We start from the raw sequence: 14403 nt of genomic DNA, 5'->3' as shown, positions 1-14403 counted from the left end.
CCGATTCATGCTTCCCCTTCGGTGGCGCCGGCAGCGCCCGGCGCCAGCCACGCCAGCGCGGCAAGGACCATCGTCTCGACGCCGGTCTCCAGCGTCGGATGCAGCACCGGCGCGAAATACGGACTGTGGTTGGTCGGGATCTTGTTGATGTCGCCGGCGGACTTCGCCTTCGCGTACACCTCGGGATCGGTGCCGCCGACGAACCAGAACATCGACGGCACGCCCCAGGCCGTCCCGAACGAGCCGAAATCCTCGCTGGCAGACGCCGCCCCGACGCGCCGCACCCGGTCCGGCGAAAAGTGCGCGCGGAAGGCCGCGGCGACGCGGGCACTGGCGCCGGCATCGTTGACGCCCAGCGGATAGTGGTCGAGGCTCGTGAATTCGGGCGGGCGGGGTGCGCCGGACGCCGCGGCCTCGGCATTGGCAATGCGTTCGATCGCCGCCAGCACGCGCTTGCGCACGCCCGCATCGAAAGTGCGCACGTTGAGTTTGATGACGGCGTCGTCGGGGATCACGTTTTCCTTGGTGCCGGCCTGCAGCGCGCCGACCGTCACCACGGCCGCCTCGTCCGGGCCGACTTCGCGCGACACGACCGTTTGCAGGCGCATCACCGTGGCGGCGGCCATGACCACCGGATCGATGCTCGCCTGCGGCATCGAGCCGTGGGCGCCGCGCCCGAACAGGCGGATCCGCAGGCTGTCGGCGGCCGACGTGATGGCGCCCGCGCGGCCGCCGATGTCGCCCGCCGGGCCGACCATCACGTGCTGGCCGAGCACGATGTCGGGCCTGGAAAAGCGGTCGAACAGCCCATCGGCCAGCATGGCCTGGGCGCCTTCCGCGGTTTCCTCGGCGGGCTGGAAGACGGCCATGACCGTGCCGCGCCAGGCGTCCCGCGCCTGGGCCAGCAAGGCCGCTGCGCCGGCCAGCCAGGCGACGTGCATGTCGTGGCCGCAGGCGTGCATGACCGGCACGGTCTTGCCTTCGCGGTTGCGCGCCTGGACGGTGCTGGCGTAGGGCAGGCCGGTCATTTCCTCGACCGGCAGCGCATCCATGTCGGCGCGCAGCATCACCACCGGCCCCTCGCCATTGCGCAGCAGCCCGACCACGCCGGTGCCGCCGATGTTCGCCGTCACCTCGTAACCGGCCGCGCGCAGGCGCTCGGCGGCCAGGCCCGCGGTGCGCGTTTCCTGCATCGACAGCTCGGGATGCGCATGCACGTCGGTGTACAGGGCTTCCAGCGCCGGTAACAGCGCAGGCAATCCCGCCAGGACCGGTCCGGCCGCGCCTTGTGTCTGGGTGTTCATGCCTGCATTCCTCCGTCAGGGAGATGGTGGACGCCGGCCTGTCGGGGCAGGGCCGGGCCGGGTCGGGTCATTATGATCCGAATTTCTTCAGCGGGCCCGTCCCGTTCGGCGCACGGCCAGGCAGCAACCATCGCGCAGACAGGATCGCCAGGCTGTCGTCCAGGCGCAGGCCTCAGTCGCCCGCCGCCCCGGCAGCCAGCGCGCGCAGCCATTCGGGGCCCGGTTCGTTCACGGTCGACCCGGGACGGATGGGGGGCTTCCCGCGGGCGCACTGACGGGCGCATCGAACTTCATCTCCACGGTGTCTCCTCACAAGCGCCTGGGCGGCTCCTCCCGGTCAGTCAGCCTCGCCGGCGGCGTCGACCAGGCGCATGGCCAGCGCCGCATCACCGAGTTCGACGATGGCCAGCAGCGCGAAGCGCGCCAGGAACAGCGGCGAGCGTTCGGCGCCCAGTTCGGTCATCGTCTTGCACAGCCGCGTGTAGACGGCGTCGAGTTCACTGTCGTTCATGGCAGCTTCCTTTCCGGTTGATGTGCCTGCGGATGCAGCACGTGGTCGATGGCGGCGCGCACGGCCGCGGGCGCGGCGCCGTGCCAGCGGCCCGCGACGTGGCCGTCCGGGCGCACCAGGTAGACGGCGCCTGCTTCGGCGCCATACAGCGCGAACAGCCGGCCACTGTGATCCCAGCCGTACGGGGCGGTCGCATCGGCGCGGCGGCGCGGCGCCAGCGTCACCAGTTTTACGGGGATGCCTTGCGCCGCCAGTTCCGCCGGCAGGCCGGCGAGCAGGTCGTCACTGCCGTCTCCGGCCTGGAACTGGAAGACCGTGAAGCCCGGACCGAGCAGCTCGGTCATGTACCGTTCCGACTCCGCACCATCATCGACGACCGTCAGCGGGCATTCCGGCAGCACCGACCCGGGTCCGGGGCCTGCCGTCCACGCGCCATCCTGGGCGGTGTTCAGGGCCGAGGCAGTATAGGCGATCGCCGCGCTCTGGCGCGGATTGATCAGCGAGCGCACGGCGGGATGCTGCGCCGCGAGGCTGAGGACCGCCGTGCGCATCAGCGCGAAGGCGAAGGAGGGCGGCGCCATGAACTCGGTGCTCTTGGTGCCGTAGCCGAGGTTCTCGTGGGCGGCGGCCACGCGTTCGCTGGAATAGCTGTCGAGCAGGCTTTCGCTTGCCAGGCCCTTGATTACATAGGCCAGTTTCCACGCCGCGTTGTCGGCGTCGTCGATGCCCGAGTTGGCGCCGCGCACGCCGAAGATCGGCACCAGGTGGGCGGCGTCGCCGGCGAACAGCACCCGGCCATGGCGGTATTTTTCCAGCGTCAGCGCATTCGCCTTGTACATCGTGATCCAGACCGGCGCCCAGGGGCCGCGCTCGCCCATCATGTCGAGCAGGCTTTGCACGCGCGGCAGGACGTTTTCCGGCAGCACCGCCTGGTCGACGTTTTCGTCGTCGCGCACCTGGTAGTCGATACGCCAGATGTTATCCGGCTGCTTGTGCACCAGCACGGTCGAGCCGGGGTTCGACGGTGGATCGAAATAGGCCAGCCGCTCGGTCGGCCGCGTGCTTTCGAGCGCGATGTCGACGATGACGTAGCGGCCTTCGTAGCTGGCGCCCTGCAACTTCAGGCCCATCGCCTCGCGGATCGTGCTGCGTCCGCCGTCGCAGGCGACCATCCAGTCGGCCTGCAGCGCATAGTCGCCCTCGGGCGTGGACAACTGCAGCGTGACGCCGTCCTCGTCCTGCGCCATCGCGGTCACGCGCGTCTGCCAGCGGATGTCGATCAGGTCCGCGTGCCGCCCGGCCGCGTCAAGCAGGATCTGCTCGATATGGTACTGCGCCAGGTTGATCATGGGCGGCAGCTTCTGGTTCTCGTCCTGCGGCATGGTGAATTGCAGCACTTCGGTCTCGCGGTAGAAGCTGCGTCCGCCGGTCCACGGCAGGCCGATGTCGAGGAAGCCCTGCAGCGCGCCGAGCCGCTCGGCGATTTCGAGGCTGCGCCGCGAAATGCAGATGGCGCGGCTGCCGTGGCAGACCGAGCTGTCGGCCTCGACCAGCACCGAGGCGATGCCCTGCCTGGCCAGGCCGAGCGCGGTGGCCAGTCCGACCGGGCCGCCGCCGACGATGGCGACCGGGTGGCGCCGCGCGTCCCGGCCCTGGTCCAGCGCCGGGATGCGGGCCGGATAGGTCTTTCCGCTGAACGGATAGGGTGTGAATGCGATGTCCATGATTTTCCTTTGATACAGTGGCGTTCAGGCTGCGAGGTTCAAGCTGCGAGGCTCACGCTGTGATTCGCTTGCGGCCATCGATCGGCAGCACCATGACCAGCACGGCGCCCGCGACCAGCAGGCCGGCGGAGTACACGAGGCCGGCACTGAAGCTGTGGGTGACGTCCCGGAGCCAGCCGACGACGACCGGGTTCAGCGCCGAGCTGATGTTGCCCGTCGCATTGATGACGGCGATCCCGATCGCCTGCGCCTTGAAGCTGAGCGCCTGGTCGGGCGTGGTCCAGAAGATCGACATGGCGGTGTACGAACCGGCCGAGGCCATGCAGATTCCCAGCAACTGCAGCGCCGGATTGGTCGATGCAGCGGTACACATCCAGCCCGCGGCCGAGAGCAGCATCGGCAGCATCAGGTGCCAGCGGCGCTCCTGCTTGCGGTCGGAACGGCGTCCCCACCAGATCATGGCGACGATGGTCACGACCTGCGGGATGGCCGCCAGCAGGCCGATCGTGCGGTTGCTGGCGCCAAGGTTGAAGCTCTTGACGATCAGCGGGGTCCAGACCGCCACCATCGCCAGCGTATTGACGAGACAGAAATAGGCCACGGCAAACTTGATGACGGTCGGCGAGAAGAGTTCGGCCAGCAGCCTGGGCGCTGCGGCGGGCGCTGCATCGGGCGCTACATCGGTGGCGGGGACGGGCGGGCGATCCGCCGCCAGGCTGTGTGCCAGCGTCGCCTTCTCGTCGGCCGACAGCCAGCTTGCCTGCGCTGGCCGGTCGTCGAGGCAAGAGAAGACCACCAGGCCGAGCAGCACCGATGGCAGGCCTTCGAGCATGAACAGCCATTGCCAGCCCTTGAAGCCGAGCGCGCCGTCCAGTTCCAGGATGTAGCCGGACACGGCCGAGCCCAGGGCCGCCGTGACCGGCATCGCGATCATGAACATGGCGTTGGCGCGGGCCCGGTAAGCGGCCGGAAACCATAGCGTCAGATAGAGCAGCATGCCGGGCAAGAATCCCGCTTCGGTAATGCCGACCAGCACGCGCAGCAGGTAGAGCGTGTGGGCATCGCTGGCGAACATGGTCGCGCTCGAGGCAAAGCCCCATGCGATCATGAGGAAGCCGATCCAGCGGCGCGCGCCGACCCGGGCCAATACCATATTGCTGGGGATGCCGCAGGTGATGTACGCGATATAGAAGAGCGTCGTCGCCAGCCCGAACTGGGTCGACGTCAAGCCCAGGTCCTTCACCATCGTCAGGCCGGCAAAGCCGACGTTGATCCGGTCGAGGAAGGAAAAGACGAACAGCAGGAAGATGAACGGGAGCAGGCGGCGCGACACCCTGGCGTTGACGTGTTGCTCGGCCGAAGAGGCGGGCTGGGCGGCGCGGCCGCCCAGGATGGGGCCGGCCGATGATGGGCTGGAATGCATGTTGACTGTCTCCTCGACTCCGGTTGACACTGCGGGCATGCATTGCGCCTGGGGCTCGGGGCCGCTCTGTATTGTTGTCGGCGCAATGCGTGTTGGAGAGTATAGGAGGGCGTCAAGCGGGCGCTGTCCCCATTTTGGGTACAGCGGAATGTGCTTCCTCAGGCCTTGTCGCCGGACAGGCAGAGTGCGAACAGCTGGCGCTGGTTTGAAACGCCGAGCCGCTGGTAAGCGCGCTTCTGGTAGGTGACGACGCTGGCGGGCTTGATGCCGAGCGTCTCGGCGATTTCCGCGGCGCTCAAGCCTTCGAGCACGCCGCGGACGACGTCGAGTTCGCGCTTTGCCAGGCCGGGGCAGATGCTGCGCAGCCTGGCCAGCATCAATTGGGGGATGCCCGGCTGGCCCTGGCCGTGCAGGGCATAGTGATGCCTGGTCGCGTGGCCGATCAGCGGCGCCAGCGCCTCGACCAGCGCGATGTCGCGCGGCTGGAACTCGGCATGCATGCGGTCCCGGTAGAGGTTCACCGACAGCCAGATCTGCTCGGCCGGTTGCAGCAGCAGCGACAAGCGGTCGGACACATTCGGGTCGCCGTAGCAGGCGTTGCGGTAGCCCTCGTGCACGATGTCGGCGCTCCTTTGCTGGTGAATCACCATCGGCGCGCCGCGCTGCGCCGTCCGGGCCGGGTCGATGATCCCCTGGTTACCGTCGAGCACGTAATACAGCCTGGTATACACGTCGGCGACATCGCGCAGGAAACGGCCACCGCGGCGGTCGGCGACCGACACCGTGCGCGGCCGGTTCCCGAACTCGTAGGCGAAGATCGTGCACTGCGAAATCCTTGCGGGCTCGCCCAGGGTATTGAGCACTTCGGTGGCGAACGAGGCCGGGTCGGCCTGGCCGATGGCCGCCACCAGGGCCGTGACGGATCCGAGATCGAGCTGGCCTGCTGGGGAAGGGCGGTCGAGGTGCCAGTAACGCATGGCGTGGGGACGGGCTGGGTTGGTAAATCGTCGTTCAGGCTAGCATCCGGCGACGCGGCTGTCAATTTCGGGGGACGGCGCGGCGTGGACGCGTCGGGGCAGGCGGCCCGATGTGTTTCTCGATCAGTTCCAGCATGGCCTGCGCCGCGATCGACAGCGCCTGGTCCTTGCGCTTGACGATCAGGATCGGCCGCGTCTGTTCCCGGGTGTCGAGGGGAATGGCGGCCAGGTCCAGTTGGCGAAACTGGAACAGGGTCAGCTCGGGCACCAGGCTCACGCCGAGGCCCTGTTCCACCAGGCCCGCCACCGTCGCCAGGTGTTCCACCTCGAATCCGGAATGCACGGTAGGGATATCGCGCAGCAGGACGTCGACATACTGGCGCACGCTCGACGATTTGGCGAGGTGAATCAGCTCCTGTCCGGCCAGGTCGGCTGCCTGCAGGCGGCGCTTCCTCGCCAGTGGATGGTCCGGCCGGCAGACCAGGTAGAACGGATCGCTGCCCAGGACCCGGGTGTCGAACTCGAGGAAATTCGCGCCGGGCGCCGTCAGCACGAGATCGGCCTTGCGTTGGCGAAGGAGCGCCAGGCAGCCGTCCGACAAGGCGTCGTGCAGGCTGACGGCGACGCCCGGATACAGGCGCCGGTACTCCGCGATCACGGCGGGGAGGGCGCGCGCAGCCAGCGAGGGAAGCGCCGCGATCGAGACCCGTCCGCGGCGCCGGGCGACGTAATCGGCCATGTTGTCGAAGGCCGATTCGATGTCGGCAATCAGCGAGCGCGCCACCTCGGAAAACAGTTCGCCTTCCGGCGTCAGCGTGACATTGCGCGTGTCGCGCTCGAACAGCCGCGTCCCCGCCGTTTCCTCGAGCTTGCGGATCATCGCGCTGAAGGCCGGCTGCGAGGTATGGCAGCGCTCGGCCGCCCGGGTGAAATGCCGTGTTTCCTCGAGCGCCACGAAGGCGTGCAGCAGCTTGGTCGAGATCGTGGTCGTCATCGTGGGTGCGTCTGGCGATTAATAAGATAAGCGGATCAATCCATCCGAAATGACCATTGTACTTAATGATTCATGCGCGCCACACTGTGACCTGGCACATTTACGGGAGCGTCGATGAAACACATCAGAATCGGATCCGGCGCGGGTTACTCGGGCGACCGCCTCGAGCCGGCCGTGGAGCTGGCCGAAAAAGGCGACCTCGACTATCTCATCTTCGAGTGCCTGGCCGAACGCACCATCGCGCTGGCCCAGCGGGCGCGCATGGCGGATCCGGAATCGGGCTACGATCCGCTGCTGCTTGAGCGCATGCGCGCCGTGCTGCCGTTGTGCAGCGCAAAAGGGATCCGGATCGTCACCAACATGGGCGCCGCCAATCCCCTGGCCGCTGCCGCCCGCGTGCGCGAGATCGCGCGGTCGCTGGGCCTGCACGGACTGAAGGTGGCGGCGGTCGTGGGCGACGACGTGCTCGGCGCGCTGCGCGCCGGGCAGTACAAGGACGACACCGGCCAGCCGCTCAGCCGCCTCGGCGAGCGCCTGCTTTCGGCGAATGCCTATCTCGGCGCGCAGCCGCTGGTCGACGCGCTTGCACAAGGGGCCGACGTCGTCATCACCGGCCGCGCCGCCGATCCGGCGCTGGTGCTGGCCCCGCTCATCCATGAATTTGGCTGGGCCATGGACGACTGGCACCGGCTGGGGCAGGGCACGCTGGTGGGCCACCTGCTGGAATGCGCCGGCCAGATCACCGGCGGTTATTTCGCCGATCCCGGGTACAAGGACGTGGCCGGCCTGGCGCGGCTGGGCTTCCCCATCGGCGAGGTGGCGGAGGACGGGTCGGTCGTCATCACCAAGGTGGCGGGCAGCGGCGGCCAGGTGACCGCGGCCACCTGCAAGGAGCAGCTGCTCTACGAGATCCACGATCCGCGCGCCTACCTGACCCCGGACGTGGTGGCCGACTTCTCGGGTGTGCAGGTGGCCGAGGTCGGCCCGGACCGGGTGCTGGTACAAGGCGCGACCGGCCACCCGCGGCCGGAAACGCTGAAAGTCTCGATCGGCTACATCGACAGCTATATCGGCGAGGGCCAGATGTCGTATGCCGGCCCCGGGGCGCTGGCCCGCGCGCGCCTGGCGCTGTCCATCGTCGAAGAGCGCCTGAAAATCACCGGCGTGCAGGCCAGCGAAATCCGCTACGACATCGTGGGCGTGAATGCCATGCACCGCGACCACCTCGCGGCATCCAGTGCGGAACCGTACGAGGTGCGCATCCGCGTGGCGGGCCGCACCGACAACCTGCTTGAGGCCACGCGCATCGCCAACGAGGTGGAAAGCCTGTACACCTGCGGCCCGGCCGGCGGCGGCGGCGCCTTCAAGTCGGCCCGTGATATCGTCGCGGTCGTATCGACCTTCCTGCCGCGCGAGGCCGTGCAGCCATCCATTCATTTCGGGGAGCCCCACCATGCTGTTACGTGAGATCGCGCATGCGCGCGCCGGCGACAAGGGCAATATCTCGAATATTTCCGTGATCGCGTATGACCCGGCCGATTATCCGCGGCTGGAACAACATGTCACGGCCGAGCGCGTAAAAGCGCATCTGGCCGATATCGCCGGTGGCGAGGTGCAGCGGTTTACCCTGCCGGCGCTCGGCGCGCTCAATTTTGTCCTGCACCAGGCCCTGGGCGGCGGCGTGACCCGCTCGCTGGCGCTGGACGCGCACGGTAAAACCCTGGGCTCGGCGATCCTCAGCCTCGACATTCCCGAACTGGACAGTCCAACGGTCCCCGTATCCATCCGCTAAACTAAACAAAACGACTCAAGGAGACATGTAATGCGCTTTACCAGAAACCTGACCAGGTTGCCTTATCTCGCCATCCCGGCCGTATGCCTCGTACTGTCCGCCGGCGCATCGGCTGCCGGCTTCCCGGATAAACCGATTCACTTCGTCGTGCCCTTCGCCGCCGGCACCGCGACCGACCAGCTCGCGCGCGCACTGGGACAGGCAGTGGCCCTGGAGACGAAGCAGGCCGTCATCGTCGACAACAAGCCCGGCGGCAACGGCTTTATCGGCGCAAACGAGGTGGCGCGCGCCGCGCCGGATGGCTACACGATCCTCATCGCCACCAATACCACCCACGCCGCGGCGGAGCACCTGTACAAAACCGTCCCTTACGACCCGGTCAAGAGTTTCGCGCCGATTACCGCACTCGGCAAGGGCGGACAGATCATGGTCGTCAATGCCAGCTCGCCGGTCAAGAGTGTGGGAGATTTCATCGCACTCGCCAAGAAAGAGCCGGGCAAGATCAGCTTCGGCAGCGGCAGCTCCTCGAGCCGGGTGGCCGGCGAACTGTTCCAGCAGATGGCGCACGTGCAGCTGTTGCACGTCCCCTATAAAAGCAACACGTATGCGATCACCGACCTGCTGGGCGGCCAGATCCAGATGATGATTGCCGATACCGCCACCGGCCTGCCGCACATCAAGAGCGGCAAGCTGCGTGCCCTGGGCTATTCGGGCAGCACCCGCTCGGCGCTGGTGCCGGATGTGCCGACCATCGCCGAGGCCGGCGTCAAGGGCTATGACGTCGGTTACTGGTTTGCGGCCTATGCGCCGGCGAAAACCCCTGCGCCCGTCGTCGCCAGGCTCAACGAACTGCTGAGCCGCGCCGCGAAAAGCCCCGGCGCCAACACCGGCTTTTACGCAACCAGCGGCACCTCGATCTTCCTGACTACGCCCGAGGAGCTGGCGACTTTCCAGCAGGCTGAATCGAAGAAATGGGGCGAGATCATCAGGAAGGCGGGGATCGAAAAGGAATAAGACGCCGAGCGCAGCAGGCCAGATATTCAGCGTCCGTATGTCTATAATGCGGAAAGGAAATTGGACGAGCATGCTGCAGTGCCGCATACTGCACCTGTCTCCTCCAACTCTCCTCAGAAAAGAATTGGATTTCAGCCCGCCCGCAAATGGCGGGCTTTTTTTTCGCCCGCTTTTCGAGAGGCCCGTGGACTGGGCGGGCGCATGCGCCCCCGCCCATCGCTTCAGGCCCGGCCAAGGCCCCGTGCCTTGACGATGCCGCGGTACACCAGGAAAGTCGCGAGCAGGCTGATGGCGCCGGCGCCCGCCATCCAGTAGCCGGGGGCCGCCTTGTCGCCGGTGGCTTCGATCAGCCAGGTGCACAGCAGCGGCGTCATGCCGCCGAAGAGCGCCGTCGCCAGGCTGTAGGCCAGCGAGAAGCCGGTCGTGCGCACCTGGACCGGAATGATCTCGGTGAGCGCGACGATGGTGGCGCCGTTGTAGCTGCCGTACAAAAAGGAGAGCCAGAGTTCGATCGCCACCATGTGGCCGAAGCTCGGGTTCGCGATCAGCCAGGACAGCGCCGGATAGGCGGTGACCGCCGCCAGTGCCGAAAAGACGGCCATCACGGGCCAGCGTCCGATGCGGTCCGAGAGCGCGCCCATGACGGGCAGCCAGATGAAGTTCGACACGCCCACACACAGGGTCACGAGCAGGCTCTCCTCGGTGCTCAGTTTGAGCACGCTCTTGCCGAAGGTGGGCGTGTACACCGTGATCAGGTAGAACGCGACCGTCGTCATGACGACCAGCATGGCGCCGACCGTGACGATCTGCCAGTTCCAGGCGAGCGTGCGCATCATCTGGCGGAAGGTCGGATGCGTCTTCTGCGCCAGGTAGGCCTCGGTCTCCTGCAGCGAGCTGCGGATGTAGAACACGATGGGGATGATCGAACAGCCGATGAAGAAGGGGATGCGCCAGCCCCAGTCGGCGATCACCTCTTTCGGCATGGCCTGGTTGATGGCATAGCCCAGCGCGGCGGCAGCGATGACCGCGAGCTGCTGGCTGGCCGACTGCCAGCTGACGTAGAAGCCCTTGTTGCCCGGGGTCGCCATTTCCGACAGGTAGACCGAGACACCGCCCAGCTCCACGCCGGCGGAAAAGCCCTGCAGCAGGCGCCCGAGCAGCACCAGCACCGGCGCCAGCATGCCGATGGTGGCATACCCGGGGACGAAGGCGATCAGCGCCGTTCCCGAGGCCATGATCCCGAGCGTCAGCACGAGGCCCTTGCGGCGGCCGATGCGGTCGATGTAGCTGCCGAGGAGGATGGCGCCCAGCGGACGCATGAAGAAGCCGGCGCCGAAGGTGGCGAAGGTCATCATCAGCGCGGCGTATTCGCTCGTGGCCGGAAAAAAGGCGCGGGCAATCTGGTGCGCATAGAAGCCGAACAGGAAAAAATCATACATTTCGATGAAATTTCCGCTCGTGACCCGGATGACGGTGGCGAGCTTCGACGCGGCCGGCGCAGCTGCGGCCGGTGTGGATGCGGCGGCAGCCGGATGGCTCGCCTTGGCGATGGAATGGATGGACATGATGGGCTTTCAGGAAAAACCGCCGGCGTGGGACGCCGGCGTGAGGGTGTGACTTAGTGCGGTGCTGTTGCGGGCGTGCTTACCGGCTGCGTTACTGGCTGCGTTACTTGCTGTGTTACTTGCTGTGTTACCGGCGCCAGCCCTGTCGCCTCGATGGCAGCTGCGTTGCCAGGCGCAGCCAGGAAGCGCAGCAGTGCGCGGGCGGCTTCCGGATGGCTGGAATTACGCACCACGGCGCCGGAAAACTCGGTCGTGAGCTGCACTTCCTGCGGAAGCAGGCCGACGATGTCGATGCCTTGCACCGGTTTGAGTTCGCTCCTCTGCTGGCAGCCGAAATCGGCCTCGCCATGCGCGATGATCTCGCCCACCGGGGTCGCGGGAATCTGCGCGGCGCGGCCTTCCATCTGCTGGCGGATGCCGAGCTTGTCCAACAGCTGGCGCCTGATGTATTCGCCGCTCGCGCTGTCCGAATAGGCGACCTTCGGCGCAGCCAGGAAGGCGGCGCGCAAGCCGGCGACGGTGCCGATGTCCGGCTTCTTGGCGCCATGGCGGACGGCGCAGGCGATCGGCGAGTTGGCGAGGACGACCTTGCTGCCAGGTTCGAGGCGGCCCTCGGCCATCAGCTTGTCCAACGCGTCGCCGACCATGATGACGACGTCGATCGGCTCGCCGCGCGCCAGCCGCGCGGGAATCGCGTTCTTGGTCGCGCCCATCGACGGGCCCCATTCGGAGACCAGGTGGTCGCCGCTGGCGCGCTCGAACGGGCCGGCCAGGTCCTTGTAGGCCTGGGCGAAACCGCCCGAGCTGACGACGTGGAGGTCGGTGGCCTGGGCCGCGCCGCCGCTGCCCAGCGCGAGCGCGGCCAGCGCCGCCATTGCCGTGTGTTTCAAAGAATGTGGTCGCATGTTGTGCTTTCCTTGTCTCCGTTAAAATTTCTGCATGAGCCCGAGCGCCAGGCCGGCGCCGTGCCGGTCGTTGGGCAGGGATGCCGTCAGCCCCGCGGCGTCGCCGCGCCATGTGGTGTAGTCGGCTTCGATGTAGGTGGTCGTGCGCGGCGCCAGCGTCTTTTCGACGAACAGGAAAGCGCGGTCGAAGCCGTCGTCGCGCAGGCCCGTCGCCTCGCGCCGGACGCTGTACAAGGCGGTGGTGACGAGCACGCCGTGTCCCAGTTTTCGGTTGACGCCCGCGGACAGCACGCGCTGGTGGACAGTCTTGTCCGGTCCCGTATCTGCAACGTTGCGCGCGACGTTGGCCTTGAATTGCCAGTCTCCCTGGCGGAACGCCGCGCCGAGCGACCAGGCGTCGAGCGGCAGGCCCTCGGGGCTGCGAAATTGCATCGTCGCACCGGAGACGGCCCAGTCCGGGCGCTGCCAGGCGAGTGCGACGCCATGACTCGACGATGCATCCGCATCGCCCGCCACTTCGCCGGCCGAATACGCGGCGCGCGCCTGCCAGGGGCCGACGGTCGCGGTGTACTTGACCGTGTTGTCGAGGCGATAGAAATTGTCCGCATAGCCGCTGGGACCGTACTGGCGCCCGAACTTGTGGGTGCCGAAGGCGGTGTTGCTCAGGCCGGCGACGTTGATGTTCGGATTGAAGGATGCGTAACGCTTGCCGAGCGGGTCGACGGCGATGAGGGCGTCCGACAGGAGGCTGGCCTGGCGGCCGACGGCAAGCTGGCCGTACGCGGAATCGAGGCCGACCCAGGCCTGGCGGTCGAACAGGCGGTCGCTCTTGGCCGAGGCGCCGGTATCGACATTGATACCGCCTTCGAGCACGAACCGGGCTTTCCAGCCGGCGCCGAGCGACTCCTGGCCCTTGATGCCCCAGCGGCTGGTATTGTCGATGCCGCTGCTCACGGCGGTGGTATGGCCTGGGGCAGGCGCGTTGCCGCTGCTTAGGCCGGTGCCGGCACGCAGGGCGACGTCGGCGATGCCGTACAGGTCGACGCTGGTCTGGGCAAGGCAGGTTCCGCTCGAGATGAGCAATGCTGCAAGAACGCATGGGTGGCGCACGTTGTCTCCATAGTGGTTTTGCCTTCTTAATGAGGCTGATTGGTAAGTGCGCTAATCATCCGCCAGATTGTTTAATTTGATAATTGCAATTTTCAAGCCTATTATTGCGCCATGCGCATCAATTACGACCTTCATGATTTGCAGGCCTTCGTCGCCGTCGCCGAACGCGCCAGTTTCCGCCAGGCTGCGGCCGATCTCTTCCTGTCGCAATCCGCGCTCAGCCGGCGGATCGACAAGCTCGAGGAAAGCCTGGGCGTGAAACTGTTCGAGCGCACCACGCGCCGCGTGCAGTTGACCAACGTCGGCCGGACCTTCCTGGTGAACGTGCGCACGGCGCTCGACGGCCTGGAAGACGCGGTGCTCGATGTCGCCGACCTCGCGGCCCACCGCACCGGCACGGTCACGCTGGCCTGCGTTCCGTCAGCCGTGTGGCATTTCTTGCCGGAGGTGCTGAATCGTTTCAGCGCGCGCTTTCCGCGCATCCGTGTGCGCGTCCATGACGAGAGCGCGCAGGACGTGCTGAACCTCGTGCTGGCCGGGGAGGCGGACTTCGGGATCAACTTCACCGGCGCGGAAAACCCGGAGATCGTGTTCGAACCGATTTTCGTGGAGAGCTACGTGCTGGCGATGCGGCGCGACCATCCGCTGGCGCAGCGCACGGTGCTGAGCTGGAAGGAGACGGTGGGCGAACGGTATATCTCGGTCGCCAAGTCGAGCGGCAACCGCAGCGTCATCGATGCCGCCCTCGCCGGTGTCGAGAAGCACCCGCTCATCTTGTGCGAGGTCAACCACGTGTCCGGCGTGCTGGCCCTGGTCGAGGCGGGCATGGGCGTGGCGGCCGTGCCCGGCCTGTCGGTGCTGTCCGGGGGGCCAGGCACGATCGTTGGCGTGCCGCTCGTGAACCCGACGATCAACCGGACGCTTGGCCTGATCCGCAAGCGTAGCCACAACATGGCGCCGGCGGCGCGCACCCTGTTCGAGATGCTCACCGAAGCACTGCTGAAGCGCCCGCCCGCGGCGCCGCCCGAGGCCGATCCCGCTTGACCCGTCACGGCAGGATGGCACGCGCCGCCCTTGTGCGGGG

13 protein-coding genes are annotated in these 14403 nt (G+C 67.1%); 4 read left to right on the top strand and 9 right to left on the bottom strand.

What is annotated here, in order from left to right; all coding sequences use genetic code 11:
* Positions 1-5 precede the first annotated feature (5 nt).
* From AC1MEM_RS17620 to AC1MEM_RS17595, 6 genes are all read right to left on the bottom strand, one after another.
* The gene (locus AC1MEM_RS17620) at positions 6-1304 is read right to left on the bottom strand and encodes a M20 family metallopeptidase (RefSeq protein ID WP_499472634.1); all 1299 of its coding nucleotides are present in this window, start codon (positions 1302-1304) and stop codon (positions 6-8) included.
* Positions 1305-1641: 337 nt separating this feature from the next.
* Positions 1642-1815, bottom strand: a complete 174-nt coding sequence (locus AC1MEM_RS17615) for a hypothetical protein (protein WP_499472633.1) — start codon at positions 1813-1815, stop codon at positions 1642-1644.
* Positions 1812-3539, bottom strand: coding sequence for an FAD-dependent oxidoreductase (locus tag AC1MEM_RS17610; protein WP_499472631.1), 1728 nt, complete (start codon positions 3537-3539; stop codon positions 1812-1814). The genes AC1MEM_RS17615 and AC1MEM_RS17610 overlap by 4 nt, the downstream gene beginning before the upstream one ends.
* 52 nt (positions 3540-3591) lie before the next feature.
* Positions 3592-4962 (bottom strand): MFS transporter, encoded by a 1371-nt coding sequence (locus AC1MEM_RS17605; protein WP_499472629.1) that lies wholly within the window; start codon positions 4960-4962, stop codon positions 3592-3594.
* Between the two features lie 158 nt (positions 4963-5120).
* Positions 5121-5939, bottom strand: coding sequence for a helix-turn-helix transcriptional regulator (locus AC1MEM_RS17600; RefSeq protein WP_499472627.1), 819 nt, complete (start codon positions 5937-5939; stop codon positions 5121-5123).
* Positions 5940-6000: 61 nt separating this feature from the next.
* Positions 6001-6933, bottom strand: a complete 933-nt coding sequence (locus AC1MEM_RS17595; RefSeq protein WP_499472625.1) for a LysR family transcriptional regulator — start codon at positions 6931-6933, stop codon at positions 6001-6003.
* Positions 6934-7047: 114 nt separating this feature from the next.
* Here AC1MEM_RS17595 and AC1MEM_RS17590 point away from each other — a divergent pair, with 114 nt between their 5' ends.
* The 3 genes from AC1MEM_RS17590 to AC1MEM_RS17580 are packed head-to-tail and all read left to right on the top strand — an operon-like array spanning position 7048 to position 9739.
* Positions 7048-8400, top strand: a complete 1353-nt coding sequence (locus AC1MEM_RS17590; protein WP_499472623.1) for an acyclic terpene utilization AtuA family protein — start codon at positions 7048-7050, stop codon at positions 8398-8400.
* Complete coding sequence (locus AC1MEM_RS17585; RefSeq protein WP_499472621.1) at positions 8387-8725, top strand: AtuA-related protein; 339 nt, start codon at positions 8387-8389, stop codon at positions 8723-8725. The genes AC1MEM_RS17590 and AC1MEM_RS17585 overlap by 14 nt, the downstream gene beginning before the upstream one ends.
* A gap of 30 nt (positions 8726-8755) precedes the next feature.
* Positions 8756-9739 carry a Bug family tripartite tricarboxylate transporter substrate binding protein gene (locus tag AC1MEM_RS17580; RefSeq protein ID WP_499472620.1) on the top strand — a complete coding sequence of 328 codons (984 nt, stop codon included), beginning with the start codon at positions 8756-8758 and terminating at the stop codon, positions 9737-9739.
* Positions 9740-9960: 221 nt separating this feature from the next.
* Here the strand turns inward: AC1MEM_RS17580 and AC1MEM_RS17575 are convergent, their stop codons facing one another.
* Genes AC1MEM_RS17575 through AC1MEM_RS17565 form a run of 3 tightly spaced genes read right to left on the bottom strand, consistent with a single transcriptional unit; the run spans position 9961 to position 13319 of the window.
* Positions 9961-11304 carry an MFS transporter gene (locus tag AC1MEM_RS17575; protein ID WP_499472618.1) on the bottom strand — a complete coding sequence of 448 codons (1344 nt, stop codon included), beginning with the start codon at positions 11302-11304 and terminating at the stop codon, positions 9961-9963.
* Positions 11305-11357: 53 nt separating this feature from the next.
* A complete protein-coding gene (locus AC1MEM_RS17570) occupies positions 11358-12209 on the bottom strand; it encodes a substrate-binding domain-containing protein (RefSeq protein WP_499472616.1) in 852 nt (283 codons plus the stop codon).
* A gap of 21 nt (positions 12210-12230) precedes the next feature.
* Positions 12231-13319: a porin gene (locus tag AC1MEM_RS17565; RefSeq protein ID WP_499472614.1), complete on the bottom strand. Its 1089-nt coding sequence runs from the start codon at positions 13317-13319 to the stop codon at positions 12231-12233.
* 111 nt (positions 13320-13430) lie between these two features.
* Here AC1MEM_RS17565 and AC1MEM_RS17560 point away from each other — a divergent pair, with 111 nt between their 5' ends.
* Positions 13431-14363 (top strand): LysR family transcriptional regulator, encoded by a 933-nt coding sequence (locus AC1MEM_RS17560; RefSeq protein ID WP_499472612.1) that lies wholly within the window; start codon positions 13431-13433, stop codon positions 14361-14363.
* Positions 14364-14403: the final 40 nt, after the last annotated feature.

This window comes from Telluria sp. AIW5, from assembly GCF_056680575.1.
Note: the sequence above shows the minus strand (reverse complement) of the source record. Positions and strands in the feature narration are given on the sequence as shown.

Bases quoted from the DNA above. Each gene is read 5' to 3' on its own strand.
- AC1MEM_RS17620 (WP_499472634.1), bottom strand. From the start codon at position 1,304: ATGAACACCCAGACACAAGGCGCGGCCGGACCGGTCCTGGCGGGATTG.
- AC1MEM_RS17615 (WP_499472633.1), bottom strand. From the start codon at position 1,815: ATGAACGACAGTGAACTCGACGCCGTCTACACGCGGCTGTGCAAGACG.
- AC1MEM_RS17610 (WP_499472631.1), bottom strand. From the start codon at position 3,539: ATGGACATCGCATTCACACCCTATCCGTTCAGCGGAAAGACCTATCCG.
- AC1MEM_RS17605 (WP_499472629.1), bottom strand. From the start codon at position 4,962: ATGCATTCCAGCCCATCATCGGCCGGCCCCATCCTGGGCGGCCGCGCC.
- AC1MEM_RS17600 (WP_499472627.1), bottom strand. From the start codon at position 5,939: ATGCGTTACTGGCACCTCGACCGCCCTTCCCCAGCAGGCCAGCTCGAT.
- AC1MEM_RS17595 (WP_499472625.1), bottom strand. From the start codon at position 6,933: ATGACGACCACGATCTCGACCAAGCTGCTGCACGCCTTCGTGGCGCTC.
- AC1MEM_RS17590 (WP_499472623.1), top strand. From the start codon at position 7,048: ATGAAACACATCAGAATCGGATCCGGCGCGGGTTACTCGGGCGACCGC.
- AC1MEM_RS17585 (WP_499472621.1), top strand. From the start codon at position 8,387: ATGCTGTTACGTGAGATCGCGCATGCGCGCGCCGGCGACAAGGGCAAT.
- AC1MEM_RS17580 (WP_499472620.1), top strand. From the start codon at position 8,756: ATGCGCTTTACCAGAAACCTGACCAGGTTGCCTTATCTCGCCATCCCG.
- AC1MEM_RS17575 (WP_499472618.1), bottom strand. From the start codon at position 11,304: ATGTCCATCCATTCCATCGCCAAGGCGAGCCATCCGGCTGCCGCCGCA.
- AC1MEM_RS17570 (WP_499472616.1), bottom strand. From the start codon at position 12,209: ATGCGACCACATTCTTTGAAACACACGGCAATGGCGGCGCTGGCCGCG.
- AC1MEM_RS17560 (WP_499472612.1), top strand. From the start codon at position 13,431: ATGCGCATCAATTACGACCTTCATGATTTGCAGGCCTTCGTCGCCGTC.